18 protein-coding genes are annotated in these 26,000 nt (G+C 59.7%); 7 read left to right on the top strand and 11 right to left on the bottom strand.

Features of this window, described 5'->3' with window-relative positions; translation table 11 throughout:
- Positions 1-7: 7 nt before the first annotated feature.
- Positions 8-4,459, bottom strand: a complete 4,452-nt coding sequence (gene gltB / locus AC2D8U_RS14720; protein ID WP_484619833.1) for a glutamate synthase large subunit — start codon at positions 4,457-4,459, stop codon at positions 8-10.
- A gap of 454 nt (positions 4,460-4,913) precedes the next feature.
- Here gltB and mnmL point away from each other — a divergent pair, with 454 nt between their 5' ends.
- Positions 4,914-5,834, top strand: coding sequence for a tRNA modification radical SAM protein MnmL/YtqA (gene mnmL, locus AC2D8U_RS14715; protein ID WP_484619832.1), 921 nt, complete (start codon positions 4,914-4,916; stop codon positions 5,832-5,834).
- A 902-nt stretch (positions 5,835-6,736) separates the two neighbouring features.
- Here the strand turns inward: mnmL and AC2D8U_RS14710 are convergent.
- The 3 genes from AC2D8U_RS14710 to lpxL form a co-directional block, all read right to left on the bottom strand.
- Positions 6,737-8,278, bottom strand: a complete 1,542-nt coding sequence (locus AC2D8U_RS14710) for an InlB B-repeat-containing protein (RefSeq protein ID WP_484619831.1) — start codon at positions 8,276-8,278, stop codon at positions 6,737-6,739.
- A gap of 726 nt (positions 8,279-9,004) precedes the next feature.
- Entirely contained in the window at positions 9,005-9,733 is a 729-nt protein-coding gene (locus AC2D8U_RS14705) for a hypothetical protein (RefSeq protein ID WP_484619830.1), read from the bottom strand.
- A gap of 812 nt (positions 9,734-10,545) precedes the next feature.
- Positions 10,546-11,466: an LpxL/LpxP family Kdo(2)-lipid IV(A) lauroyl/palmitoleoyl acyltransferase gene (gene lpxL / locus AC2D8U_RS14700; protein WP_484619829.1), complete on the bottom strand. Its 921-nt coding sequence runs from the start codon at positions 11,464-11,466 to the stop codon at positions 10,546-10,548.
- A gap of 289 nt (positions 11,467-11,755) precedes the next feature.
- On the opposite strand from lpxL, the gene hldE reads away from it, so the two are divergent.
- The 3 genes from hldE to AC2D8U_RS14685 all read left to right on the top strand — a co-directional run bounded on the left by hldE (position 11,756) and on the right by AC2D8U_RS14685 (position 14,520).
- Entirely contained in the window at positions 11,756-13,186 is a 1,431-nt protein-coding gene (hldE, locus tag AC2D8U_RS14695; RefSeq protein ID WP_484619828.1) for a bifunctional D-glycero-beta-D-manno-heptose-7-phosphate kinase/D-glycero-beta-D-manno-heptose 1-phosphate adenylyltransferase HldE, read from the top strand.
- Between the two features lie 5 nt (positions 13,187-13,191).
- The gene (locus AC2D8U_RS14690) at positions 13,192-14,133 is read left to right on the top strand and encodes a hypothetical protein (RefSeq protein WP_484619827.1); all 942 of its coding nucleotides are present in this window, start codon (positions 13,192-13,194) and stop codon (positions 14,131-14,133) included.
- A gap of 156 nt (positions 14,134-14,289) precedes the next feature.
- Positions 14,290-14,520, top strand: a complete 231-nt coding sequence (locus AC2D8U_RS14685) for a hypothetical protein (RefSeq protein WP_484619826.1) — start codon at positions 14,290-14,292, stop codon at positions 14,518-14,520.
- Between the two features lie 101 nt (positions 14,521-14,621).
- On the opposite strand, the gene AC2D8U_RS14680 is transcribed toward AC2D8U_RS14685, so the two are convergent.
- The 7 genes from AC2D8U_RS14680 to AC2D8U_RS14650 all read right to left on the bottom strand — a co-directional run bounded on the left by AC2D8U_RS14680 (position 14,622) and on the right by AC2D8U_RS14650 (position 21,356).
- Positions 14,622-15,263 (bottom strand): LysE family transporter, encoded by a 642-nt coding sequence (locus AC2D8U_RS14680; protein ID WP_484619825.1) that lies wholly within the window; start codon positions 15,261-15,263, stop codon positions 14,622-14,624.
- 130 nt (positions 15,264-15,393) lie between these two features.
- Entirely contained in the window at positions 15,394-15,756 is a 363-nt protein-coding gene (locus tag AC2D8U_RS14675) for a YibL family ribosome-associated protein (protein ID WP_484619824.1), read from the bottom strand.
- Positions 15,756-16,109: a DUF3622 domain-containing protein gene (locus AC2D8U_RS14670; RefSeq protein ID WP_484619823.1), complete on the bottom strand. Its 354-nt coding sequence runs from the start codon at positions 16,107-16,109 to the stop codon at positions 15,756-15,758. The genes AC2D8U_RS14675 and AC2D8U_RS14670 overlap by 1 nt, the downstream gene beginning before the upstream one ends.
- A gap of 177 nt (positions 16,110-16,286) precedes the next feature.
- The gene (locus tag AC2D8U_RS14665; RefSeq protein ID WP_484619822.1) at positions 16,287-18,260 is read right to left on the bottom strand and encodes a pectate lyase; all 1,974 of its coding nucleotides are present in this window, start codon (positions 18,258-18,260) and stop codon (positions 16,287-16,289) included.
- A 187-nt stretch (positions 18,261-18,447) separates the two neighbouring features.
- Positions 18,448-19,833: an NAD(P)(+) transhydrogenase (Re/Si-specific) subunit beta gene (locus tag AC2D8U_RS14660; protein WP_484619821.1), complete on the bottom strand. Its 1,386-nt coding sequence runs from the start codon at positions 19,831-19,833 to the stop codon at positions 18,448-18,450.
- A 6-nt stretch (positions 19,834-19,839) separates the two neighbouring features.
- Positions 19,840-20,115 carry an NAD(P) transhydrogenase subunit alpha part 2 gene (locus AC2D8U_RS14655; RefSeq protein WP_484619820.1) on the bottom strand — a complete coding sequence of 92 codons (276 nt, stop codon included), beginning with the start codon at positions 20,113-20,115 and terminating at the stop codon, positions 19,840-19,842.
- Positions 20,115-21,356 carry a Re/Si-specific NAD(P)(+) transhydrogenase subunit alpha gene (locus AC2D8U_RS14650; RefSeq protein WP_484619819.1) on the bottom strand — a complete coding sequence of 414 codons (1,242 nt, stop codon included), beginning with the start codon at positions 21,354-21,356 and terminating at the stop codon, positions 20,115-20,117. Before AC2D8U_RS14650 ends, AC2D8U_RS14655 begins: the two co-directional genes overlap by 1 nt.
- A 279-nt stretch (positions 21,357-21,635) precedes the next feature.
- On the opposite strand from AC2D8U_RS14650, the gene AC2D8U_RS14645 reads away from it, so the two are divergent.
- From AC2D8U_RS14645 to AC2D8U_RS14635, 3 genes are read left to right on the top strand one after another with little or no spacing between them, the layout of a single operon-like run.
- Positions 21,636-23,423: an assimilatory sulfite reductase (NADPH) flavoprotein subunit gene (locus AC2D8U_RS14645; protein ID WP_484619818.1), complete on the top strand. Its 1,788-nt coding sequence runs from the start codon at positions 21,636-21,638 to the stop codon at positions 23,421-23,423.
- Entirely contained in the window at positions 23,423-25,156 is a 1,734-nt protein-coding gene (gene cysI / locus AC2D8U_RS14640) for an assimilatory sulfite reductase (NADPH) hemoprotein subunit (protein WP_484619817.1), read from the top strand. The genes AC2D8U_RS14645 and cysI overlap by 1 nt, the downstream gene beginning before the upstream one ends.
- Positions 25,149-25,886 carry a phosphoadenylyl-sulfate reductase gene (locus tag AC2D8U_RS14635; protein ID WP_484619816.1) on the top strand — a complete coding sequence of 246 codons (738 nt, stop codon included), beginning with the start codon at positions 25,149-25,151 and terminating at the stop codon, positions 25,884-25,886. Before cysI ends, AC2D8U_RS14635 begins: the two co-directional genes overlap by 8 nt.
- Positions 25,887-26,000: the final 114 nt, after the last annotated feature.

The following is a 26,000-nucleotide window of genomic DNA, read 5'->3' as shown; positions in this document are numbered from 1 at the left end:
CTTGTCCTTAACCCGCCTGCACTTTCAGTTCGTTGCTCTGCTGAATGGAGAGCAGTTCGCCCAACTGGGTGGATTTGGGCTTCACCAGCTTAAAGCGCGGCAGCCAGTGGGTCAGATCTTCCAGAATGTCGGCCGCACGCTCGGAGCCGGTGGCCTCATAGTGGGCCTGCAACAGCTGCTTGAGGTGATGCTGAACCATGGGCTCGGAGACCGGCAGGGTTTCTACCAGTTCACCATTGATGCGACGCTCGAAATCGTTGTGCTGATCGAACACGTAGGCGAAGCCCCCGGTCATGCCGGCACCGAAGTTCACCCCGGTCTCACCCAGGATCACCACCACACCGCCGGTCATGTATTCACAGCCGTTGTCGCCACAGCCCTCGATCACCGCGATGGCGCCCGAGTTGCGCACGGCGAAACGTTCGCCGGCCTGGCCGGAGGCGTACAGCTTACCGCCGGTGGCCCCGTACAGACAGGTGTTACCGATGATCACCGACTCGTGGCTGTCATAGGCGACGCCCGGTGGGGTCTTAACCACCAGCTCACCGCCGGTCATGCCTTTGCCGACATAGTCGTTGGCATCGCCGGACAGCACCAGCTTGACGCCACCGACGTTGAACACGCCGAAGCTCTGACCTGCGGTGCCACTGAAGTGGAACTCCAGGGTCTTGTTCGCCATGCCCTGGTTGCCCCACTTGGCGGCGATCACCCCGGAGAGGGTGGCGCCCACGGAGCGGTCGGTGTTGACGATAGGCAGCTGCCAGCAACCGTCGCTCTTATCGGCGACATGGGCTTCGGCCAGCTCAACCAATTCTTTGTTAAGCACACCCTTATCCAGAGGAGGGTTGAGCTCGGTGTTGAAGCATTCGGTGTGCTCGGAGGCGATGGCCTGGGCCAGGATAGGCGCCAGATCCAGCTTACCCTGGCGAGCGGTTTGACCGGGCAGTTGCTCCAGCCAGTCGCTGCGGCCAATCATCTGGTTGAACTCGGTGACGCCCAGCTTAGCCATCAGCTCACGCACGTCGTCGGCGATAAACTGGAAGAAGGCCATCACCTTCTCCGGGGTGCCGTGGTAGTGCTTGTCACGCAGGCGTTGATCCTGAGTGGCGACACCGGTGGCACAGTTGTTGAGGTGACAAATACGCAGGTACTTACACCCCAGGGCGATCATCGGGGCGGTACCGAAGCCGAAGCTCTCGGCGCCGAGCAGTGCACCCTTGACCACGTCCAGACCGGTCTTCAGACCGCCGTCGACCTGCAGGCGCACCTTGTGGCGCAGGTTGTTGGCGACCAGAGCCTGTTGCACCTCGGCCAGACCCAGCTCCCACGGCGAGCCCGCGTAGTGGATGGAGCTCAGTGGCGACGCACCGGTCCCGCCGTCGTAACCGGAAACGGTGATCATGTCGGCGTTGGCCTTGGCCACGCCACAGGCGATGGTGCCAATGCCGGGCTCGGACACCAGCTTAACGCTGACCCGGGCCTTGGGGTTGACCTGCTTGAGATCGAAGATCAGCTGAGCCAGATCCTCGATGGAGTAGATATCGTGGTGTGGTGGTGGCGAGATCAGGGTGACACCCGGGCGACTAAAGCGCAGGGAGGCGATCTCGGCAGACACCTTGTGGCCGGGCAGCTGGCCGCCCTCACCTGGCTTGGCGCCTTGAGCCACCTTGATCTGGATGACGTCGGCGCTCATCAGGTAGGCGGCGGTTACACCAAAGCGGCCGGAGGCCACCTGCTTGATGCGGGAGTTGCCGGCATTGCCCAGGCGGCGCGGATCTTCACCGCCTTCTCCTGAGTTGGAGTAGCCGCCCAGGCGGTTCATGGCGATGGCCAGGGCTTCGTGAGCCTCGGGAGCCAGGGCACCGACGGACATGGCCGCGGTGTCGAAGCGCCAGAACAGCTTGGACTTGTCCTCCACCTGATCGAGCGCGACGGCGTCCTGGCCGGGCTTGAGGCCGATCAGATCGCGCAGGGCCGCGGTGGGACGTTGATCCACCAGGGTGCGGTAGCGATCGTAAGCGGCCTTGTCGTTGGTGTTGACTGCCGCTTGCAGTTCACGGACCACATCCGGGTTGAAGGCGTGGTACTCACCGCCGTGGACAAACTTGAGCAGACCGCCGTGGGCCAGGGGCTGATGGCGGCGGAAGGCCGCCTGGTGCAGCTGGGCCTGATCCGCTTCGATGTCGATGAAGTCGGCACCCTGAATGCGGGAGGCGACGCCGTTAAAGCAGAGGTTGACCACCTCATCGGACAGGCCGATGGCTTCAAACAGGCGGGAGCAGCGGTAGCTGGCGATGGTGGAGATCCCCATCTTGGACAGGATCTTCTGCAGACCTTTGTCGATCCCGGCACGGTACTTGAGCAGCAACTCACGGACCCGATGGGCTTCGCCCCGCTTGGGCGCCAGGGTGTTGATGCACTCGTAGGCCAGGTAGGGGTAGATGGCGGTGGCGCCAAAGCCCAGCAGCACGGCGAAGTGATGGGGATCCCGGGCGGTGCCGGTCTCGACGATGATGTTGGTGTCACAGCGCAGCTGGTTCTTCACCAGGGTGTGCTGCACCGCACCGACAGCCATGGCCGCCGGGATCACCAGCTTCTCTTTGCTGATGTGACGGTCGGACAGGACCACCATGGTCACGCCGTTCTGTGCTTCCACCTGGGCCTGGCGACAGACCCGCTCGATGGCCGCTTTCAGCCCTTCGGCGGGATCGTAGCTCAGGCTGATCAGGGCGGAGCTGTAGTGCTCGTTGTCCAGTTGACGCAACTGGGTGAAGTCGGAATAGAGCAGGACGGGGGAGTCGAAGATCACCCGATTGGCCAGCCCTGTGGTTTCGTTAAACGGGTTCTGCTCCTTACCGATGCAGGTGGCCAGGCTCATCACATGCTTTTCCCGCAGCGGATCGATGGGCGGGTTGGTGACCTGGGCAAACTGCTGACGGAAGAAGTCATACAGGCTGCGAACCTGGGTGGAGAGTACGGAGATCGGGGTGTCATCGCCCATGGAGCCGACGGCTTCGGCACCGCCATTGGCCAGCGGCCAGATGATCTCACGCAGCTCTTCCCGGGAGACGTTGAACATCTTCTGGAACTGAAGCAGTTCCTTGTCGTCCATCTCGGCCATACCAGCCGCTTCTACCGGCAGGTTTTCACCGGGCACCAGGCGCTTGGCAGAGACCTTCATCCACTCAGCGTAGGGGTGGCGGGTCTTGAGATCCTGGTCGATCTCGAAGGAGGTTTGCAGCTTGCCGGTATAGGTATCCAGTACCAGCAACTCACCCGGACCAACCCGGCCCTTCTCGACCACTTCGTCGGGCTGGTAGTCCCAGATCCCCACTTCGGAGGCCAGGGTCAGGATCCGATCCTTGGTGATGATGTAGCGGGACGGCCGCAGGCCGTTGCGATCCACCGCACAGGCGGCGTGACGACCGTTGGTCAGTACCACACCGGCCGGGCCATCCCAGGGCTCCATATGCATGGAGTTGAAGTCGTAGAACGCCTTGAGATCGTCGTCCATCTCCGGGTTGGACTGCCAGGCGGGCGGGATCATCATGCGCATGGCGCGTTTGATGTCCATGCCGCCGGCCAGCAGCAGCTCCAGCATATTGTCCAGGCTGGAGGAGTCGGAGCCGGACTGGTTCACGAACGGCGCGGCTTCCTGCAGATCCGGGATCAGCGGGGTCTTAAACTTGTATTGACGGGCCATGGCCCACTGTCGGTTACCGGCGATGGTGTTGATCTCACCATTGTGGGCCAGGTAGCGGAACGGCTGTGCCAACTGCCAGCGTGGCTGGGTATTGGTGGAGAAGCGCTGGTGGAACAAGCAGATGGAGCTCTCCATCCGCAGATCTGCCAGGTCCGGGTAGAAGGCGGGCAGATCCCGGGGCAGCATCAGGCCCTTGTAGACAATGATGTTGCCGGACAGGGACGAAATGTAGAAGTCCTTATCGTTATCCAGCTGCTTTTCGATGCGGCGACGGGCCATATAGAGGCGACGTTCCAGATCTTTGCTACGCCAGCCCACCGGGGCATTGACGAATACCTGGTAAAACGCCGGGGCATCGGCGGTCGCGATGGGGCCCAGGGTATCCATGTTTACCGGCACTTCACGCCAGCCCAGCACTGTCAGGGTTTCCTGCTCCAAGTGCTGACGAACAATTGCCTTGGTGGCTTCCTGACGGACCGGGTCGTGGCCCATCATGATCATGCCGACGGCGTATTTGTTGGCCAGACGCCAGCCGTTTTCTTCGGCAATGTGCTGGAAGAAACCGTCCGGTTTGGTCATCAGCAGGCCACAACCGTCCCCGGTCTTACCATCGGCGCCGATGGCGCCACGGTGTTGCAGGCGGTCCAAGGCACTGATGGCAGTGCGGACCACGCGGTGGCTGCTTTCGCCTTCCATGTGGGCGATAAGGCCAAATCCGCAGTTTTCTTTTTCAAAACCGGGTTGATACAGGCTCATTCTAATCCTCCAGCCGCTGCACCGAATTAGAGCACTCGATGCAGATACATATTTATGCAGCAGAACATTCTAAATTACTGGCTCGCTAAAATCTGGTCAAATTCCCACCGATAAGTGTTACCAGCATGGAATCATACGATTAGGCAATGGTTTGACATGCTGTGGATAATTGGGAAAAACGCAGGAACACCACAAAATATGCACAATAACGGGGATTTAGCGCATGAATGCACTGTCGGATGCACTCCTGTTCGAGGCTTTCTCTTTCGTGTTGGGGAGATTTTTGCATCATCTTGGGGAGGCTTTCAGCAGCGAAACCTTGCAGGTTTATTGGCTGATAAGGGGCCGTTATCGAGGGGCGTGATCGGGATCGGCGCGCTCCCTCCCGGCTTCTGGTAGTCTTGCGCGTTTTTTCGACAATACCACCCTGATACTCAGCAACAGGAGCCGAACCATGGGGCTGAACCTGCATGTCCATACCCTGGGCGAATACATGAAAGCGCGCTACGGCCAGAAGATCCATAAGCTGACCATCGATGCGGCTTTTACTTGCCCCAACCGGGACGGCACGCTGGGCAAGGGCGGGTGCACCTTCTGCAATGTTTCCTCCTTCAGCGCCGAGCATGGCACCAAAGCCAGCGTGGCCCAACAGCTGGCGCAAGGGAAGGAGCGCAGAGGGGCGAGCGGAGCCAAGGCCAAGCGCTACATGGCCTACTTCCAGGCTTATACCTCCACCTACGATGAGTATGCCGTGCTCAAAGAGAAGTACGAAGAGGCATTGGCGGTCTCCGATATCATCGGGATCTGCGTCGGCACCCGTCCCGACTGTGTGCCGGACGAGGTATTGACCCTGTTGGCCAGCTATCAGCAGCGGGGTATGGAGGTGTGGCTGGAGCTGGGGCTGCAAACCGCCCACAGCGACACGTTGAAGAAGATCAACCGGGGCCACGAGTTCGACGTCTATGCCGATACCGTACGCCGGGCCCGTCTCTACGGCATCAAGATCTGTACCCATCTGATCCTCGGCCTGCCCGGCGAGACCCCGCAGCATGCCCATGACACCCTGGACAGGGTGCTGGAAGTGGGCGTTGATGGCTTAAAGCTGCACCCCCTGCATGTGGTGCAGAACAGCACCATGGCCAAGCAGTACGCCGCCGATCGTCTGCCACTGTGGGAGATGGATACCTATGTGAAGACCTGTGGCGAGCTCATTCGCAAGACCCCGAAAGAGGTGGTTTATCACCGGGTCGCCGCCTACGCCAAGCCGCCGGAGCTGATCGCCCCCGAATGGTGCGGGGATAAGTGGTTGGCGCTGAATGCCATCATCGACGATCTGGCCCTCCATGGCGGGCAGGGGACCGCTTTAGCGGGCTGACGCCCGAGCCGTGGGGCATCTTCCTTTGGTGGATGCCTACGGCATAGATCTTCTGTGGTTCACCAAGCTGGGTTGTCGCGTTGGCGACGGCAACCAAAGGGGGCTCCGCCCGGCTGCGCGCCCCGCCACACCCCCCTTTGCCTCCCTGCGGCGATGCGTGACACCAAATCTATCGAAGTCACTTTCTCCTGCGTCTCCGTGCGACTCGATACCTCGGTGGACGCATCGTCCTCGAAGTCGGCGAAGATGCGGATGGGGCACCCGACCTCGGTGGTTTCAATGAGCCTGACCCTTGAAGACCTCGAAGTCGGCGAAGATGCGGATGGGGTACTCGGCTCGGGGCAAGGTTTCGCCCATGCCTATCGTAGGTTGAAGTTGAGCGCCAGCGAAGCTCAACCTTGTTGAACACGCCTGCGGAGGGCTGGTTTCGCCACACACCGTTCACTGGTGCGTTTCAATCGATTCTGATCCTATTGGTTTGACCCTATTGGTTTGGCGTTTTTTCCATTAGGGGATGCCTGCAGCATGCAGCCTTTCGTGGGGCATATACCTTTCGCGCCGCGTTGGCGGCAGCAACTAAATGGGCTTTGCCCCTCTGGACACCCCTTTGCCTTCACTGCGGCGAAGTCTGCCGGGCAGGAAGCCCAAATGCAGCGATCACAGGGATGTGAAGGAGCTGCCTCGAAGTCGGCGAAGAAACGGGTGGGGCGCCCGAGCTCGGTGGTTTCTATGAACCTGACCCCTTGAACTCCCTTGAATTCTTGAACTTCCATGAACTTGCAACTCCGAGCGACAACAAGGAGCTACAGCGATGCTTGGCTCAATTAAATTCGTGGGGATCCCTCAGAACCTAACCCCTTGAACCTTTTGGCCGTTTAAACGTTCGAAGTAGAATGAATCTGCTAATCACTACCCGGCTTAACTATTGCTGAACTTCTATCACCGCCTTTATCCGGCCATCCCCAAGTCACCATACTGCCGTCGGTCTTGATCGCCGCAAAAGCATAGTGATTGGAATAGATAGTCTCGACCGCGGTCAGTTGGTCTGCCACCGCACTGCTATCACCGCCATGGAGTGAGCCTCCCCAGGTCACCACGCTGCCATCGTCTTTGAGCGCCGCAAAGGCTAAGCCAGTGGTGTAGATGGTCTTAACCTTGCTCAGTTGGTCAGCCACTGCGCTACTGTCGCCGCCAGTAACTCCTCTTCCCCAGGTCACCACGCTGCCATCTGTTTTGAGCGCTGCAAAGCTGCAGCAGTTCGCATAGATGCTTTCGACTTCTGTCAGCTTGTCCGCTATCACTCTGCTGTCGCCGCCATAATCTGAGTCACCCCAAGTGACCACACTGCTATCGGCTTTAAGTGCCGCAAAGGCCCTGCTGTTGTGACTGATAGTCTCAACCTCGGTCAGTTGTTCTTTCACCGCGCTGCTATCAGCGCCATAGTTCACATCCCCCCAGGTCACCACGCTGCCATCGGCTTTGACCGCAGCAAAGGCGTATCGATTGTTATAGATGGTTGTTACCTTGGTCAGTTCGTCCTTCACTGAACTGCTGTCGCCGCCGACAAGCGGAACTCCCCAGGTCACCACGTTGCCATCGTTCATGCGAGCCGCAAAGGCGAATTGCGCACCATAAATGGCTTCGACCTGAGTCAGTTGGTTCGCTACCGTGCTGCTGTCACCACCATGAGCCGCATATCCCCAGGTTATTACGCTGCCATCGGCTTTGAGCGCAGCAAAGGCAGACCGAGTCGCATAGATAGCCTCAACCTGAGTCAGTTGGTCCGCCACCGAACTGCTGTCACCGCCTTTATCCGGCCATCCCCAGGTTACTACGCTGCCATCGGCTTTGACTGCCGCAAAGGCATATTCATTGGCATAGATAGTTTTAACTCCGGTCAGTTGCTGTGCCACCGAACTGCTGTCACCGCCATGATTCCATCTACCCCAGGTCACGACGCTGCCATCAACCTTAACTGCGGCAAAAGCGGCGTAATTGGTTGCAGTGCTACTAGTGGCATAGATGGCCTCAATCTCTGTCAGCTGATCCGCTACCGCGCCGCTGTTGCCACCCCAATCTGCTCGTCCCCAGGTCACCACGTTGCCATTGGCCTTGAGGGCCGCAAAGGCATCGCTAGTTGAGTAGACGACGGGATACGGGATAAAGTTTGCGGTTAATATTTTGTTTTCATTGATGTTAAAACTATAGTTGGCATCGCTGGAGATGGCATTTCCCCCCTTGCTCCAATGATCAAAGCGGTAGTTAGGGTTGGCGCTGGCAATCAGGGTTACTTCAGCGTTCGCACCGTATTGCCCTTGTCCTAACACATTGCCAGCAGAAGCTGGTAATTTATTAAGGATTACATTGTATTCAGGTGAAGCGGTCTCTATGCCGCCACAGCCAGCACTATGAGTAAGTATGAGGATTGTTAAAAAATGTCTCACGATTGCTACTCTCCACAATGAATGGACAGTATGAGGTTGTAGCATTTTTGTGACAACTTATTTTTGGGAAATCAAACTGTTAGCATGATAGCGGATTGAGCTGGACTCAACGAAATCAATTGGGCCTATAGGGTCAGTAGTTTCAAGGAGTTTCAAGGTGTCAGGTTCATTGAAACAGTTTGAGGACCGTGCCCCGCCAGTCCCTTCGCCGACTTCGAGGACGGCGCTGTGCACAAAACGTTGTCCTCATGCGTTAACACCAATCTCAAAGAAACCCCAATAACAGTGCCGCCGCAGTGAAGGCAAAGGGGGGTGTTTGGGGGGCGAAGCCCCCCGGCCTGCCGTCGCCAGCGCGACAACCCAGGTGGGTGAACCACGAAAGCCTCACGGCGCCAGCGGTCCACAAATGTCAGCGCGACAACCCAGGTTGGTGAACCAGGAAGCTACCATGCCGCAGGCATCCCCGAACGCCAGCGCGACAACCCAGATTAATGAACCACAGAAAGCTCACGGCGCCAGCGGTCCACAAACGTCAGCGCGACAACCCAGATTGGTGAACCACAAAAGTCCCATGCCGCAGGCATCCTCGAACGCCAGCGCGACAACCCAAGTTGCTGAACCAAGGAAGATTCATGGCGTCAGCCATCCCCGAGCGCCAGCGTGACAACCCAGGTGGGTGAATCGTGAAAGGCCCATGACGCAGGGCTCCCGGAATTGTCAGTCTCTCTACTCTTGCCAGTGGCCGTTTTCCTGGGCGAGGAAGGCGTTGAGTTTCGTGTTCATCTTGGCGAGGTTGCGGCATGGGGGGATCGCCAGCAGGGCACTGATCTTTTTCAACCGATGGCGGCTGACCCACTTTCCGGTCAGGGCGATCCACAAAGACGTGAGGGGGCCGAGGTTGAAGACGTAGCGGCTGGGGGTTGGCTCGTTGGGTTTGGCGATGACATCGCTGTTGTCAAAATCGCGCACCACCAGGAGTTGGGCGATGCGTTGAACCAGTTCGGGCCAGCCGTGACGCTTGACGGTCCCTTCGGTCAGGGTGACTTTTGCCATCAGTCGGCTGCTCTGTTGTACGGCCAGGTAGGGTTTGGGGCTGGCGACCAGGTTGATCACGATATCCAGATGGCACAGTTGGGCTGCCTGTTTGAGTTGGGTCAGGGCACGTTGTTGATCCGGGTCGGTGCAATCCGACAATTGGTAAAGGATCTGTCCGCCGTAAGGAGCCAGCTGAGGGGAAACCCGTTGATGCAACTGTGTGTCGTAGTGCCGGGCCCGGTGGCTGGCGTGTTGCAACCGGACAGGTCCTTGGAAGATCAGATAGAGCAGGGTGATCGCGATGAGGATCGTCAGTTCCAGTCCGTTGCGCCAATGCCCCTCGAACTGCAGAGAGAGCAACAGGCTCCAGATCCCGATGAATGCAGCAAAGATCCCGTGTTTCCTACACCAAGTCAGCATATCCCTACTCCTGTCGGCTGTGCTCAATCCCATCTTAGGGAATTTGAACACCCAGTGAAAAGCGTGTGTATGCAAATGTATACACCTTCTCTGAAGATCGGCGACTGAAGAGAGTAACGTGCGTTTAAGGTGAAAAAGCGGAGTGATGTTCGCCCCGAAAAGAAGTTTCAAAGTGCCAGGTTCATTGAAACTATTTCAAGGTGTCAGGTTCATTAAAATGAGCAGAGAACGCCAGGGACACGGAGACTCACCCGGCGCGGTTAGCCCGAGTGAACGTCGGGTGAAGCAAGGCTGAGGGCCAGGGATGGCCCGAGTGGCCAGCGGAGGCACGACGCCGACTCTGGCTTGAGCCGCAGCGGAGACCGGCGGGCGTGAGGGCGACTTCGCTGGACTCAGTGTTCCGCTGTTTTGCTCTGTCGACTTCGGAGTCCAAGGAGCAGGTTTATTTAAACCGCCGAAACCGGGTGCCCCACCCGCATTTTCGCCGACTTCGAGGCAGCTCCTTCACATCCCTGTGATCGCTGCATTTGGGCTTCCTGCCCGGCAGACTTCGCCGCAGGGAGGCAAAGGGGGTTGTTGGGGGGCGAAGCCCCCCGGCCTGCCGTCGCCAGCGCGACAACCCAGGTGGGTGAACCAGGAAGCTACCATGCCGCAGGCATCCCCGAACGTCAGTGCGACAACCCAGGTTAGTGAACCACAGAAAGCCCACCGCGCCAGCGGTCCACAAACGTCAGAGCGGCAACCCGGGTTAATCAACCGCGATAGGTTCACGGCGAAGCCGCCCCGTGGGATGGGGCGGCGGGATAGGAGACTCAATAAAACTTCGGGTCGTCTTTGCTGGGCCGGGTCTTAAAGCGGCGGTGCAACCACATGTACTGCTCCGGACGCTTGAGCACCAGCTGTTCGGTGACGCGATTGCAGCGCTGGGTGTCGGCAAACTCGTCGCCGCTGGGGAAGTGGTCCAGCGCGGGCTGGATCTCGATGGTGTAGCCGGAGTGATCGGCGTTTCGCTCAACAAAGAAGGGCAGTACTCGGGCCTTGCCCAGCTTGGCCAGGGTCGTTGCGCCAGCGGGGGTGGCGGCGGAAATGCCAAAGAAGTCGGCAAACACACTGCCGCGATGGCCACCGTCCTGATCCTGGGTGTACCACAGCACCTCACCCTTACGCAGGGCTTTGACCATCTGGCGCACCTCGCGTTTTGGGATCAGGCCCTTGTTGGAGCGCAGTCGCCCCTTGACCTGCAGGTACTCCATCAGCTTGTTGTTGTGAGGGCGGTAGACGCCGACGCCCTCCTTAAACTGACCAAACACCCGGGCGCCAGGCTCCAGCATCAGGCAGTGAGCGGCCAGCAGCAGCACGCCCTGACCCGCCTCCTTGGCAGCCTGGACGTGTTCCTGTCCCCGGATGGTCATGTGCTGTTGGATCTTTTCATCGGACCACCACCAGGCGTTGGCGATATCGAACACTGCCATGCCGGTTTCCTCGAAGTTTTTGACCAGCAAAGCCTGGCGTTCGGCACTGCTCAGTTGGGGAAAACAGGCGTCGATATTGCGCCGGGCAATGTGCAGACGTTTGGCGGAGAGCCGCATCAAGGTGCGCCCTAAGGCGGCGCCTATCTTAAATTGCAGGCGCAGCGGCAGCCGGATCATCAGTTTCATCACGGCCACCCCGAACCAGATCAGCCAGTACTTGGGATGGAGGAGTTGGCGGTCAAAGTGCGCTGTCTGTTGCATGGATCTTCTCATTCATTCGATAAAGGAGGTCTTCGCCTCCTCTTACGGTAACGGCAGGGGACCGCAGCCGATACAAATTGATCTGCACCATACTGGCAGTGGGGGTCGCCATGCAATGAAAACCTATAGTGCAGGGGGCGTGTCGTAGGCTGGAGCAGGCGGACTGCCGACGAGGATAGGATATTGAGATCTTGGCTTAGGACCCGGTTTTTGTGCTTTGTGCCTCGCAACGCATGGCCAAACCCTGTGATACACTGCCGCCCTATTTACTGTTGTTTAGAGATTGGTGATGAAAGTCTCCCTGCCTGCATTTGAACAGGCTCAGGTTCTGGTGGTTGGCGATGTGATGCTCGACCGCTACTGGGTCGGGCCAACTGGCCGCATCTCACCGGAAGCCCCGGTTCCCGTGGTCAAAGTGGAAAATTGTGAAGACCGGCCTGGTGGCGCGGCAAACGTTGCCCTGAACGTGGCCGCCCTGGGCGGGAGTGCTGCCTTGGTGGGGTTGGTGGGTTGGGACGAAGCCGCGGATGCACTGCGCCAAAGCCTCAATGCGGTCGGCGTTAAGCCGCAGCTGGTGGCCGTGGAAGGCGCGCCGACCATCACCAAACTCCGGGTCCTGTCTCGCAATCAGCAGTTGATCCGCCTGGACTTCGAAGATGGCTTTGCCCCGGAGGCGGCGGTGCCGCTCAAGCAGGCGACTCAAGATAACCTGCAAAATGCCAAGGTGCTGGTGTTGTCGGATTATGCCAAAGGCGCCCTGTGCGAAGTACAGGGCTTGATCCAGGCGGCGCGTGAAGCGCAGGTACCGGTACTGGTGGATCCCAAGGGCACCGAATTCGACAAGTATCGGGGAGCCACTCTGCTGACGCCAAATATGAGCGAGTTCGAAGCCGTGGTGGGCAAGGTGAGTGACGAGGCCGATCTGGTGGCCAAGGGTAATGAGCTGATGGCCCGGTTGGATCTGGATGCCTTGCTGATCACCCGCTCGGAAAAAGGCATGACCTTGTTGCGTCCGGATCATAACGAGTTGCACCTGCCGGCCATGGCCCGCGAGGTGTACGACGTCACTGGGGCCGGGGATACGGTGATCTCCACCCTGGCCGCCGCGCTGGCGGCAGGCAGTGAGTTGGATCAGGCTTGTGCCCTGGCCAATGCCGCCGCTTCCGTGGTGGTGGGTAAGCTGGGCACCTCCACCGTCTCTGCCGTCGAATTGGCCGGTATGGTGGCATCCATGCACGACGAAGGTGGCTTTGGCGTGATGAGCGAAGAGCAGTTGATGCTGGCGGTTGGGGCCGCCCAGGCTCGTGGCGAAACCGTGGTGATGACCAATGGCTGCTTCGACATTCTGCATGCCGGGCACGTCAGCTACCTGGAGCAGGCTCGCAAGCTGGGCCATCGCCTGGTGGTGGCAGTCAATGATGATAATTCGGTGCGTCGCCTCAAGGGTGACGGACGTCCGGTTAACAGCGTTGAGCGTCGTATGGCGGTGTTGGCGGGCCTCGGAGCGGTGGATTACGTGGTGCCTTTTGGCGAAGATACGCCACAACGCCTGATCAGCAAGGTCCTGCCGGATATCCTGGTGAAAGGCGGTGACTACCAAGTGGAGGAGATCGCCGGTCACCGGGAGGTGTTGGATAATGGCGGTCAGGTGATGATCCTCGGGTTTGAGGATGGCTGCTCCACCTCGGCCATCATCGACAGCATCCGCCAGCAGGACTGAATACCATGAGCGCAGGGAAGCGCCGTGACAGACAGGCCCGCCACCGGCCATGGGCAGTGGCGGGCCTGTTGTTTTTTCTGCTGTGGCTGTCGGCAGCGCGAGCGGCGCCGCCCCACGAGTTGTGCCGAGCGGACCAGTTGTCCTTGTGCGCCGAGCACGTCTCCGGAGAGTGGCAGCAGATCCTTCATCGCCTTTGGCCCGGGGCGCTTTCCGATTCGGTGCGTGAGGCGCTGGCAGGCCAGGGAGGCGTGACCCTGCTGTCCGACCGTGATGCGCTGATCTTGCTGGATCCCGACCGTTTGCATCAGTCACACACTGTGCTGCTGGATAACCGAGTCTATGAAAGCCCGCCACTGCGTAATTTTCGTTCTACTTATTACCATGAAATCGGCCATGTGGCTGCCCGTCACTCGCCCTGGCTGAAACGGCTGCACCGTGCTGACTGGCCAGAGCATTGGGGCCAGGAGGTCCTGGCCGATCTTTACCTCTACTGGCGTTTACTGCGAGAGGGGGCCGACGCCTCCGAACTGTGGGCGCAGATCCACCTGCGCAACATCGGCCTGATCCAGGCTCGGCCTGACTGGACTCACTGGACCACCCCGGTGCTGGCACCGCTGCTGTGTGATCTCGAGACCTTACGGATCGCTGCACATTGGCCCTTTGAGGACTTTGTGGAGTCTGCGTTGGAGAGATCGGATTGGCCGCTGCAGGCCTATCGAAACCTGGGTCAGCGGCAGTTTTCTCTGGTCCCCGCCGTGCCTCAGCCCTATCTGGCCGCTTCGGCCCGGGCCGGGTGGTCCGCGCTTGTGCAACCGACCCTGGAATGGCTCGGCGTGGAGCTGTCGGCCTATCTGGCGAATCATCATCTTCCCGAAGTGGGCAACCGTTGCGAGCGTCTCACTCGGCCCCTTGCTCTCGAGCAGCCAGGGGCTGTCGGATCACCCTGACGGGGCTTTAGGGGGAGGCGTGTTTGCCTTTTAGCGGTAACGGCCGAGAGCCGGAAATGTAGGGGCCAGAGTTCGGACCGTCGCCTTGACAGGGGATCCGCCTGGGCCGATGTTTGAGGCTGGATAGGACAGTGTAATAACAGCGGGAGAGATGTGATGAGCTCATGGGCAATCATCGTCGTCGTCGCCATCGTGATGGGGGGCTTGCTGGAGATGATCAAGCAGCGCCATCGGGGGGCCAGTAAGAAAGCGCACAGCGAAATGGCAGCGCGGATACAGCAGCTTGAGCAGCAGAATCAGGCACTGCAACAGCGAGTGGAGATCTTGGAGCGGATCGTCACTGACAGGGGATTTGAGCTGGATCAGACGATCCGGGATCTTGGCTAGTGGTGTCGGTTCAGGGCTGTTAATGACGGAAATGCCCTGGCTGCCCCCCTTAAAGAGCGTGATCTGGGATCAGGTGCCTCATCGTGGGGGGCGGGCCAGCGTTATATCAGGGTAGCCAGTAGGATCCCGCTGCCCACCAGGATAAACAGCACACCACAGATCCCATCGATCACCGGTGCCAGTTTCTGCACCTGGCGCTGCATGCGCGCACCGGTCAGCAGGTAGGTCAGCAGGGCAAACCAGAGGAACGACAGGCTCCAGAGGATGAAGACTGCCGCGCCTTTACCCGCAAGCGAGGTGTTTGGCGGCACCAGGGAGGTGAGCAGGCTCAAGAAAAAGACCAGGGCCTTGGGGTTGAGCAGGTTCGTGGTAAAGCCCTTGGCGATGGCCGCACGAGCGCTGGTGAGATCTTGAGCCTTGGCCACTTGTGCCTCCTGCTCCTGCTGCCAGCGGTGCCAGACGCTGCGCAGGGCGCCGAGCCCAAGGTAGAGCAGGTAGCCTCCCCCGGCGATCCGCAACAGGACCGGCAGTTGCGGGTGTTGCTGGATCAGCAGGCTGACTCCGGTCAGGGCGAGAAGGGAGTGCAGCAAAATGGCCAGGGAGATCCCCAGGGCGATGGCCAGGCCGATGCGGCGGCCATGACGGCTGGCATTTTGCACCACCAGGGCGAAATCGGGGCCCGGACTGGCCAGGGCGATCAGGTGGACGGTTGCTAGGGTCGCAAGGAGGGAGAGTTCAGTCATGATTATGGGTCTTTGAGGGATCTTGCAGTGTTTGAGTCGATCACTGCGGCTGCCAATTGTTGTTGATGGCCAGAGTAAACAAAAACGGCGCCAAGTGAAGTCACTCAGCGCCGTTTAGAACCGACTCAACTTAAAACTTTTTCATCGCAAAGCCGGTCACTTCGGTCAGGCCCATCTCTTTGCCCAGCTTGGTCATGGGGTGTACCACCACCAGGCCGCGTATGGACTTTTTCAGCTTGCCCATGTCGGCCTGTTCGGCCTTGGTCAGGGCCCGCTTGAATTTCATCTGCTTGAGGCTACCGGATTGCTTACCCAGATCACGGGTCTGGGTCTTCTTGACGCTGGCGATCCGTTTCTCGAAGGCGGCGATCTCTTCATTGAACTTGTCAATGATGGGTTGATCGCCCCGCTCGTGGGCAGCTTGCAGTTTACGCTTGGCCGCTTCGAGTCGGTTGCTCAGCTGGTGCAGCTCTTGCTTGAGGTTATTGGCCATTATTCGTCACCGAAGTCACTGAAGTCGAACTCGTCGTCTGAGTCATCTTGGGCTTCGGTTTCACGCTTGGCGGCGCGTTCGGCGGCTTTGCGTTCGGCCTTTTCGGCTTGACGGGCGGCGGCGGCTTCGCGCTCGAGACGGGCTTCAGCCTTGCGCTTGTTGCGCTCGCCCTGGTTCTCCAGGAAAGCTTTCAACTCGGTCTCGGCCCAGGCGATCGCCTCGGCTTCGGTGGCAAATTTGCCCTGTTTCTTGGATACCGCGGTGCGGCGGGCAGTCACCTTACGAACGATCGCGGCGGACCAAACGCCGCCCTTCTCTGTAACGCGAAAATCGTATTTTTTGCTCTGGGCCATGGGGTTACATTCCTATGGAGGATCTATTCGGGCTTAACATGGGTTAAGCGGGGTCGCACAGTATACGCCGGTGACAGGTTTTTGCTCGTTTTTTTACCCGAAACTCTGGGCGGATCTTTTTCTGAAAAATAAACAGCTGCGAGCCGGTTCCGGCTCGCAGCTTGCAGCCTATGCTGATCACTCCACCTCGCCATAGAAGCTGTGCAGCCACTCCTCCAGACGGGTATAGCCCGACGCCATCAGCTGGTTGTAGTTGTCCGGTACCAGCAGTTCGCGCCGGTTCTCCTGCAGTGTTGGCCAGCCGCCGGCATTGTTGCTGCAATCCACTTCGATCTCAAAGTAGGAGCCGGTGGTGGGTTTGGGATCCCAGTCCTGCTCGACCGATACCGTCAGCACACCACTGCTGCAGCTGTTTTTCGAGGTGATGGTGCGCCACTGACCGGCGCCAGGACCATCATAGATGTGGATCCGTCGGCCCTGGTTGCCCTCTTTCGAGCTGTCGCAGTCGTTGATCTTGCCACTGATACTGCGACTGCCCACGGAGGAGGCCTGGGTACGGGGGAAGAAGAGGTTCTCCGGGCCCACACAGTTACGCAGGGTGCCGGTGCGTCGCCGGACTTCGTCGATCAACCGTTCGTCGGCACTGTCTCTGTCCCGGGGACGGGCACCGACATCGGCCAGCACGCTCTCCTCCACCTGCTCGGTGGGCAGCAGGACCAGGCCATCGAGCCACAGAGGGGGCTGGTTGACCCGGAAGCGATCGGCACCATCCGTGTTGACCATGACGCAGGGCCAGTCGCTGTTGCTGTACCCCCCACACTCGTTGCCCTCGATATAGACTTTGGATCCGTCACGTCGGGTTTGAAGTTTGACCCACTGATCCTCCCTGCCGCCACCGGGCGTGTTGTCACCGGGAATGCGGACATTGTTGACCGTGGTGGAGAGGCGAACCTGGCCAGTATGGAAGCTGCGCTCATGGAGTCCCCAGACCCGGTGGCCGACCTGAACCGTGTTGTACACCAGGTTGTTGGCGATGATGGCGCGGGGGGCCACATCCAGCGGGCCACGGTCGTCCAGGTGGGCCATCAGATTGCGGTACACCAGCATGTCATAGGACTCGATCATCAGTCCCTTGGAGTGCTTGCCCTTGGGATGGAGGCTGTAGTTGAGACCCTCGGCGATGATGCTGTTGGACAGGGTCACATCCCACACCGCTTCCTTGGTGGTGAGGTTCTCATCGATGGCCCAGCTGACCGAGAGGTGATCCAGCACGATATTTCGGGGTTGTCGGCTCTCGTCGCTGTGGTTGCCGATCACCAGGATCCCGTCCCGATCGCCGGGTTTGGGGCCGTCGGGATCGTCGCCAGGACGCACTCGGATATGCTGGATCAGCACATTCTTGGCTTCCATCCTCAGGGTCGCGCCGCGCAGGGTGATCCCCGGACTGGGCGCGGTTTGGCCGGCGATGGTGATGTAGTCGTTATTGATGGAGAGGCGGCTTTCGAGATCGATATAGCCGCTGACTTCGAACACACACACCCTGGGGCCCTTGGCATCGATGCACTGGCGCAGCGATCCCTCACCACTGTTGTTGAGGTTACTGATCTTGTACACCGTGGTACTGGGCGTCGACAGGTGGCGTCCGCTACCTGCGGGCGTACTCATGCCATAGCCTACCGCACAGGGAATGACTGGCAGGGGGCTGATCCCGTCACACTCTCCCGGCTCGTCGGGCTCCGGTGGCAGCACAGGCTCATCGGGATCCGGTGGCAGGATCGGTTCTCCCGGTTCGCCGGGATCGGGATCGGTGGGCGGCAGGATGGGCTCGCCGGGGTCGGGATCGATGGGCTCACCGGGATCCGGTGGCAGGATAGGCTCATCGGGATCCGGCGGCAGGATCGGTTCACCCGGTTCGCCGGGATCGGGATCGGTGGGCGGCAGGATGGGCTCGCCGGGATCCGGGTCGATGGGTTCGTCGGGATCCGGTTTGTCGGGCTTGCCGGGCTTGTCGGGCTTGTCGGGCTTGCCGGGTTTATCCGGTTTGGCGTAGCTCTCAGGAACCGCTTCACTTTCTTCGGTTGCAGCGTTGGCATTACCCAACATTAGTGCAAGCAAAGCCACTCCCAGTACCATTCGAATGACGGGCTTCATAGCCGCCTCCTACTGCAGATCACAAAGAGGGGGTGCCCAATAGGCAATGGGTAAGTGTAGAGCGAAAACCGGGTCCGCGAGGATTAAGCATCGCTCGTCATTGGGAGTGTGTCGAAGGGTGGGGGATAGGTTGAAACAAATAGAAAAATGGCTGCCGATGGCAGCCATTTTTGTTTGGTATCAAGGATCAGGCCGCTTCGGCTTCCTTCAGTGAAGCCGTCAGATCGACGATGGCCTTTTTCCCGTCGCCAAAGAGCATCAGGGCGTTGTCTTTGGCAAACAAGGGGTTGGGCAGTCCCGCAAAACCCGGGCTGAGGGAGCGCTTGACCACCACCACGGTACGGGCTTTGTCCACGTTAAGGATCGGCATGCCATAGATGGGCGATCCCTTGTCTTCTCTTGCCATGGGGTTGGTGACGTCGTTGGCGCCAATCACGATGGCCATGTCGGCCTGTTCAAACTGGGGGTTGATCTCATCCATCTCCACCAGTTGGTCATAGGGCACTTCCGCTTCGGCCAGCAGGACATTCATATGCCCCGGCATTCTTCCGGCAACCGGGTGGATGGCGTACTTGACGTCACAGCCCCGGGCCTCCAGTACACTGGCCAGTTCACGGACGGCGTGCTGGGCCTGGGCCATGGCCAGGCCGTAGCCGGGAACGATGATCACCCGCTCTGCAGTCTCCAGCATCATGCCCACTTCCTCGGGCGAGGAGGCGGTCACCTTACCGGCATAGACTTCGTCCGCATCGATGGTTTCGCCGCCTTCTGCCATCACGCCAAACAGCACGTTGGGCAGGGAGCGGTTCATCGCCTTACACATGATCTGGGTCAGGATCAGGCCGGAGGCCCCAACCAGAGATCCGGAGATGATCAATACGGTGTTGCCGGAGATAAAGCCGGCGGTGGCCGCGGCAATCCCGGAGTAGGAGTTGAGCAGGGCGATCACCACCGGCATGTCGGCCCCGCCGATGGGCAATACCAGCACCAGACCGAGGACGATGGCGACGGCGACCAGGGCGTAAACCCAGGTCGCAGAGGGCTCAACAACGTAGAGGCCCACCAGTGTCAGGCCACCCAGCAGCATGGCGCCATTAAGCAGGGTGTTGCCCGGTACGGCGATGGACTTTCCGGAGATCAACTCCTGCAGTTTGGCAAACGCCACAAAGGAGCCGGAGAGGGTGACGGCACCAATCAAAATGGTGATACCGATGGAGAGCAGGACGACGGTGTCCGCCCCGGTCGCGGGATCCCATGCGTTGGCCAGGGCCACAAACAGGGATGCGCCCCCACCAAAGCCATTGAGGATGGCCACCATCTGCGGCATGGAGGTCATCTGCACGGTGCGGGCCATAAAGGTGCCGATGGCCCCACCGCTGATCAGGCCTGCGATGATCCACTGGTAGGAGAGGATCTGTTGATCCAGCAGGGTGACCACCACGGCGATCAGCATACCGATGGAGGAGAGGCGGTTACCCAGTACGGCGGTACGGGGCTTGGTCAGTTTCTTGATGCCGAGGATAAACAGCACCGCAGCGACCAAATAGCTTATGTAGATCAGATCTGGACTCATGATGCATTACTTCCTTTTAAACATCGCCAACATGCGATTGGTGACCATATAGCCACCGACGACATTGATGGTGGCCAGGGTGACGGCAACAAAGCCCAGCACATTGACCAATATGCCCGAGCCAGAACCTGCGGCCAGCAACGCACCGACCAGGGTGATCCCGGAAATGGCGTTGGAGGCGGACATCAGTGGGGTGTGCAGCGTCGGGGGGACCTTGGTGATCAGTTCGACACCAAGGAACAGGGCCACCACAAACACGGTGATCAGCAGTAACAGTTCCATTAGCTGGCCTCCTTCTTTTCAGCCGGGATGGTCGGGGTGGCCTCTTCCTCGGCTGCTTCGTTGGCTTCTTCGTTGGCTTCTTCGTTGGCTTCCAAGGCGGGGAGTTGCAGCAATTCACGCAGACGGGCGTTGATCACCTGTCCGTCGTGGCTCACCGTCGTATCGCGGATGATCTCATCCTCAAAGTCCCAGTTCAGCGCCCCATCTTTGTTCATCAGCAGCAGCAGGTTGGTCAGGTTGGTCCCGAACATCTGGCTGGCATGGTTGGGCACGGTAGCGGCAAAGTTCTTCGGCCCCAGGATGGTGACCCCGTGGTGAACGACCACTTCGCCGGCCACGGTCAGTTCACAGTTACCGCCGGTTTCGGCCGCCAGATCGATGATCACTGCGCCGGGCTTCATTGTCTTCAGCTGGGTTTCGGTGATCAGCACCGGCGCTTTACGGCCGGGGATGGCGGCAGTGGTGATCACCACGTCCTGCTGGGCCAGCACATCGGCCATGGCGGCCTGCTGGCGGGCGATGAAGTCGTCGCTCTGCTCCTTGGCGTAGCCCCCCTTGGTCTCGGTGTTTTCCGCTTCGATGTTCAGCTCGACCGGCCGGGCTCCGACGGAGAGGATCTGCTCCCGGGCGGCGGGGCGAATGTCATAGGCTTCGACCACCCCGCCAAGACGCTTGGCAGTGGCACAGGCCTGCAGGCCCGCGACCCCGACGCCCATGATAAAGACCCGGGCTGGCTTGAGTGTGCCTGCGGCAGTCATCATCATGGGGAACATCTGATGAGAGTGGGTGGCGCCGAGCAGGGCGGCCTTGTAACCAGCGATCGTCGCGTTGCTGGACAGGACATCCATGGATTGAGCGCGGGTGATCCGCGGCACCAGCTCCAGGGCGATGCCATTGATCTTGGCCTCGGCAAGTTTCTGGGCCACCTGTGGGTTTGCCAGGGGATCCATCATGGCTACCAGGGTCTGACCAACCGTCAGTTCGGTCAGCAGTTGATCCAGTTCTTCGCCCCGGCCATGATGCGTCAGTACTACATCGGCACCCTTTAAAACGCTGCTGCGATCCACAGCGATGGAGGCACCCGCCTCACGGTATTGGGGATCATCAAAGCCGGCGGCTTCGCCGGCACCGGTTTCCACGGCGATCGTCAGGCCAGCCTTGGTTAGCTTGCCGACATTCGCCGGAATTAACGCTACCCGGGTTTCGCCTGGGTGCGTCTCCTTGATCACTGCGATCTTCACAGCGGGTCCTCCTAAAATATGCGTCTGAGTCGGGCATTGGCGCCCAGAGCGATGACGCAGTTTTCCATGTTTTGAGCAGTCTGTGAAAGCCCTGGGTGGGAAACGCTTCGCGATTGTTGCAATCGATAATTCAATGTACAGTGAGTGACCGGCGAAGTTCAGCACTTCAATGGCGGTCTTTATTCCAATTGGTTATAAAAACTCAGCAACTAATCTTTTTTCACGATACATAAACTGCCTACCCTGTGCCTACCTCAAAAGGATGAAATAGGTAGGACCATGTTGTTAAAGGAGTTGGAAGCCGGGGCGGGAATGCTGGCCCCTGAGCAGATCCAGACTCTGCGGGCCCTAACCGCCGAACTCAGCCCCATCCAGGCGGCTTGGCTCAGTGGTTATCTCGCAGCCGTTGCCAATCAAGGCGCAGCGCCGACTCAGGCTGCGGCGTCTCCCCAGGTCGTAAGCGCGAGCCCACTGACCATTTTGTATGCCAGCCAGACCGGTAATACCCGGGGCGTGGCTATGGCCCTGGCCGCCCGTGCTGAGGCGGATGGCTTTGTGGTAAACCTGGTTTCCATGGCCGAGTACAAGCCCAAGCAGCTTAAAGAGGAGTCTCAACTCCTGCTGTTGGCCAGTACTCATGGTGAGGGGGATCCGCCGGACGACGCGTTATCTTTCCATAAGTTTTTATACTCCAAGCGGGCGCCCAAACTCGATGGCCTGAGCTTTAGCGTCCTGGCACTTGGCGACAGCAGCTACGACAACTTCTGTCAAACAGGGCGTGAATTTGATGAACGCCTGGTCGAGCTGGGCGCGACCCGCCTGGCTGAACGCGTTGATTGTGACGTTGATTTCGAGGCGGCGGCCGAGCAGTGGCAAACCGATGTGCTGGCCAAAGCGGATAAAGGCGGAGCGACGGCGGCAGGGCAGGTGGTGCCTTTCAGTGCTGCCGCCCAGGCGGTTAGCAGTGCCTACAGCCGGGCCAACCCCTACCCGGCAGCTTTGATCGTCAGTCAGAAGATCACCGGCCGTGGATCGGCCAAGGATGTACGGCATGTGGAGCTGGATCTGGCCGATTCCGGGTTGAGCTACCAGCCCGGGGATGCCCTGGGGGTTTGGCTGGATAATGATCCCGTCCTGGTGGATGCCCTGCTTCAGGCCTGTGGCCTGGATGGTGATGCCAGTGTGGAGGAAACCTCACTGCGTCAGGCCTTGGTCACTCAGTATGAGTTGACCCTGCTGCACCCGGCCCTGGTTCAGGGCTGGGCAGAGCTGGCCGACAGCGAAGAGCTGCGCGCCATCGCCGCCGACGGTAGCACCCTGCGTCCCTTTATGGCACAGCACCAGTTGATCGATCTCGCCACCCGTTTCCCGGCCAAACCGGACCCTCAGGGGCTGCTGGCGCTGCTGCGCAAGTTGACACCGCGACTCTACTCCATCGCTTCCAGCCAGAGTGAGGTAGAGGAGGAAGTACACCTGACCATTGGCCTGGTGAGTGATGAGCGCGATGGCCAGGAACGCCTCGGGGCGATCTCCGGTGCCTTTGCCCGTCGTCTGCAGGAGGGAGACGAGGTTCGAGTCTATGTCGAGCCCAATGATAACTTCCGCCTGCCCACCGATGGGGATACCCCGGTGATCATGATTGGTCCGGGCACCGGTATTGCCCCGTTTCGTGGATTTATGCAGGAGCGCGAAGCCCAGGGGGCCAGCGGTGACAACTGGCTGCTGTTTGGCAACCCGACCTTTACCGAGGACTTCCTCTACCAGCTGGAGTGGCAGGGCTATGTGAAGAGTGGCCTGCTGACCCGCATCGATCTGGCCTTCAGCCGGGATCAGGCGGAGAAGATCTATGTGCAGGATCGATTGCGTGAGCAGGGTGCCGAGCTGTTTGCCTGGCTCGAGCGTGGTGCCCACCTCTACCTGTGCGGCGACATGCACCGTATGGCCAAAGATGTGGAAGCGGCTCTGCTGGAGATCGTGGCCGAGTACGGCAATCGCAGCCCGGAGCAAGCCCGGGAATACCTGGATGGCCTGCGAGAGGCCAAGCGCTATCAGAAGGATGTGTACTGATGAGTGAACAAGTCGAACAATTGCCGGCAGAGCTGGCGGCGCTGCAGGTGCAGGGCAAGCTGGCGGACAACGAACGGATCAAGGGCCAAAGTGCCCTGCTGCGCGGGACCATCACTGAGGATCTGGCCGATCCCCTGACCGGCGGATTTACCTCCGATAACTTCCAGCTGATCCGTTTTCACGGGATGTATCAGCAGGATGACCGGGATATTCGTGCCGAGCGTGCCGAGCAGAAGCTGGAGCCTTTGCATACCGTGATGCTCAGGGCGCGGATGCCAGGAGGGGTGATCTCCTCTAAGCAGTGGCTGGCCATCGACGCCTTTGCCGACGAGCACACCTCGGTGGGCAGCATACGTTTGACCACACGCCAGACTTTCCAGTTTCATGGAGTCCTCAAGCGTGACATCAAACTGATGCACCAGACCCTCAATGCCATCGGCATCGACTCCATCGCCACCGCCGGGGACGTCAACCGCAACGTGCTGTGCACCTCCAATCCCGAGCAGTCGGCCCTGCATACCGAGGCGTTTGAGTGGTCGAAGAAGATCTCGGAGCACCTGCTGCCAAAAACCCGGGCTTACGCGGAGATCTGGCTCGATGGGGAGAAGGTGGAAAGCACGGAGGATGAACCGATCCTGGGCAACAATTACCTGCCCCGCAAGTTCAAGACCACAGTGGTGGTGCCGCCCCATAATGACGTGGATCTGCACGCCAACGATCTGAACTTCGTGGCCATCGCCGAGGAGGGCAAGCTGGTGGGCTTTAACCTGCTGGTTGGCGGTGGCTTGGCCATGACCCATGGGGATGAGGCCACCTATCCGCGCACCGCAGATAACTTGGGTTTCCTGCCGCTGGATCAAACCCTGGCGGTGGCCGAGGCCGTGGTGACGACCCAGCGGGATCTGGGCAACCGGGTCAACCGCAAGAATGCCAAGACCAAGTACACCCTGGACCGGATCGGTGTCGATGTCTTCAAGGCCGAGGTGGAGCGTCGAGCCGGGCTGAGCCTGGAACCGGCTCGTCCCTTTGTCTTGACCGGTCGAGGCGATCAGTTTGGCTGGACCGCCGGGATCGACGGCAAGCACAACCTGACTCTGTTTATTGAAAATGGCCGGATCCTGGATTTCCCTGGCAAGCCGCTGAAAACCGGCATGGCCGAGATCGCCAAGGTGCATCAGGGTGAATTCCGCATGACCGCCAATCAGAACCTGATCGTAGCGGGTGTGGCCGAGGGCGATAAGGCGCAGATCGAACAGCTGGCTCGTCAGTATGGCCTGATCGACGATGGGATCAGCAATCAACGCAAGGCCTCCATGGCCTGTGTCGCGCTGCCCACCTGCCCGCTGGCCATGGCGGAAGCGGAGCGTTTCCTGCCCGGATTCGTGACTCGGATCGAAGGGGTGTTGGCCAGTCATGGCTTGGCGGATGACGCCATCATCTTCCGGGTGACCGGCTGCCCCAATGGTTGTGGCCGTGCCATGCTGGCGGAGGTAGGTCTGGTCGGTAAGGGGCCGGGCAAGTACAACTTCTATCTGGGGGGGAATGCTAACGGTACGCGCATTCCCAAACTGTACCGGGAAAACCTGGATGAGGAGGCGATCCTGGCAGAGCTCAACGGGCTGATCTCAAGCTGGGCCGCCCAGCGTGAGGATGGCGAAGGGTTCGGTGACTTTGTGGTGCGCACGGGCGTGGTGAAGCCGGTGATCGTGCCTAAGGACGACTTCTATGGCTAACCCCGCACTGTCGAAATTGCTGACTCAGTCGGCAGCCACTCAGCAGGCTGAGCTGACCGCCCTGAACCGGGACTTGGCTGGGATGAGCGCTGCCCAGCGGATCGCCTGGGGGCTGGAAAACCTGCCTGGAGTCCATGCCCTGTCATCCAGTTTCGGGATCCAGGCTGCGGTGATGCTGAAGCTGGTCTCGGAGCAGCGAGCGGACATTCCGGTGATCCTGACCGATACCGGTTACCTGTTTCCGGAAACCTACCGTTTTATCGATGAGCTGACCGAGCGGCTGGATCTGAACCTGAAGATCTTCCGCTCACCCCTGTCGCCCGCCTGGCAGGAGGCGCGCTTTGGCAGGGAGTGGGAGAATGGTCAGGACGGGCTCGATCGCTACAACCGGCGTAACAAGGTTGAGCCGATGCAGCGGGCACTCAAAGAGCTTAATATCGGTAGCTGGTTTGCCGGGCTGCGCCGGGAGCAGGCCCAGAGCCGGGCAGAGTTGCCCTTTGTCGAGATCCGCTCCGGCCGTTATAAGCTGCTGCCGATCCTCGACTGGAGCAACAAGGATGTTCACTATTTCCTGCAGGAACACGACTTGCCCTATCACCCGTTGTGGCATGAAGGCTATGTCTCGGTGGGCGATGTCCACTCCTCGAAGCCACTGGAATTGGGGATGACCGAAGAGGAAACCCGCTTCTTTGGATTGAAGCGGGAATGCGGATTGCATTACGAGATCTGATTGCTCGGTGAAGAGGAGGGCCCGCTAAGCGGGCCCTTTTTGTGTCTGGGCACTTGGCTCTGGCCTGTCGGGTAAGTGTGTTCGTGATCTGCGCCAAATAACTGCAATCGCCCG

It is taken from the genome of Ferrimonas sp. YIN67 (assembly GCF_057219095.1).
This window is presented reverse-complemented; position numbering and strand designations above follow the sequence as displayed.

Excerpts from the sequence above, each read along its gene's own strand:
- gltB (WP_484619833.1), bottom strand. The coding sequence starts at position 4,459 with ATGAGCCTGTATCAACCCGGTTTTGAAAAAGAAAACTGCGGATTTGGC.
- mnmL (WP_484619832.1), top strand. The coding sequence starts at position 4,914 with ATGGGGCTGAACCTGCATGTCCATACCCTGGGCGAATACATGAAAGCG.
- AC2D8U_RS14705 (WP_484619830.1), bottom strand. The coding sequence starts at position 9,733 with ATGCTGACTTGGTGTAGGAAACACGGGATCTTTGCTGCATTCATCGGG.
- lpxL (WP_484619829.1), bottom strand. The coding sequence starts at position 11,466 with ATGCAACAGACAGCGCACTTTGACCGCCAACTCCTCCATCCCAAGTAC.
- hldE (WP_484619828.1), top strand. The coding sequence starts at position 11,756 with ATGAAAGTCTCCCTGCCTGCATTTGAACAGGCTCAGGTTCTGGTGGTT.
- AC2D8U_RS14690 (WP_484619827.1), top strand. The coding sequence starts at position 13,192 with ATGAGCGCAGGGAAGCGCCGTGACAGACAGGCCCGCCACCGGCCATGG.
- AC2D8U_RS14685 (WP_484619826.1), top strand. The coding sequence starts at position 14,290 with ATGAGCTCATGGGCAATCATCGTCGTCGTCGCCATCGTGATGGGGGGC.
- AC2D8U_RS14680 (WP_484619825.1), bottom strand. The coding sequence starts at position 15,263 with ATGACTGAACTCTCCCTCCTTGCGACCCTAGCAACCGTCCACCTGATC.
- AC2D8U_RS14675 (WP_484619824.1), bottom strand. The coding sequence starts at position 15,756 with ATGGCCAATAACCTCAAGCAAGAGCTGCACCAGCTGAGCAACCGACTC.
- AC2D8U_RS14670 (WP_484619823.1), bottom strand. The coding sequence starts at position 16,109 with ATGGCCCAGAGCAAAAAATACGATTTTCGCGTTACAGAGAAGGGCGGC.
- AC2D8U_RS14665 (WP_484619822.1), bottom strand. The coding sequence starts at position 18,260 with ATGAAGCCCGTCATTCGAATGGTACTGGGAGTGGCTTTGCTTGCACTA.
- AC2D8U_RS14660 (WP_484619821.1), bottom strand. The coding sequence starts at position 19,833 with ATGAGTCCAGATCTGATCTACATAAGCTATTTGGTCGCTGCGGTGCTG.
- AC2D8U_RS14655 (WP_484619820.1), bottom strand. The coding sequence starts at position 20,115 with ATGGAACTGTTACTGCTGATCACCGTGTTTGTGGTGGCCCTGTTCCTT.
- AC2D8U_RS14645 (WP_484619818.1), top strand. The coding sequence starts at position 21,636 with ATGTTGTTAAAGGAGTTGGAAGCCGGGGCGGGAATGCTGGCCCCTGAG.
- cysI (WP_484619817.1), top strand. The coding sequence starts at position 23,423 with ATGAGTGAACAAGTCGAACAATTGCCGGCAGAGCTGGCGGCGCTGCAG.
- AC2D8U_RS14635 (WP_484619816.1), top strand. The coding sequence starts at position 25,149 with ATGGCTAACCCCGCACTGTCGAAATTGCTGACTCAGTCGGCAGCCACT.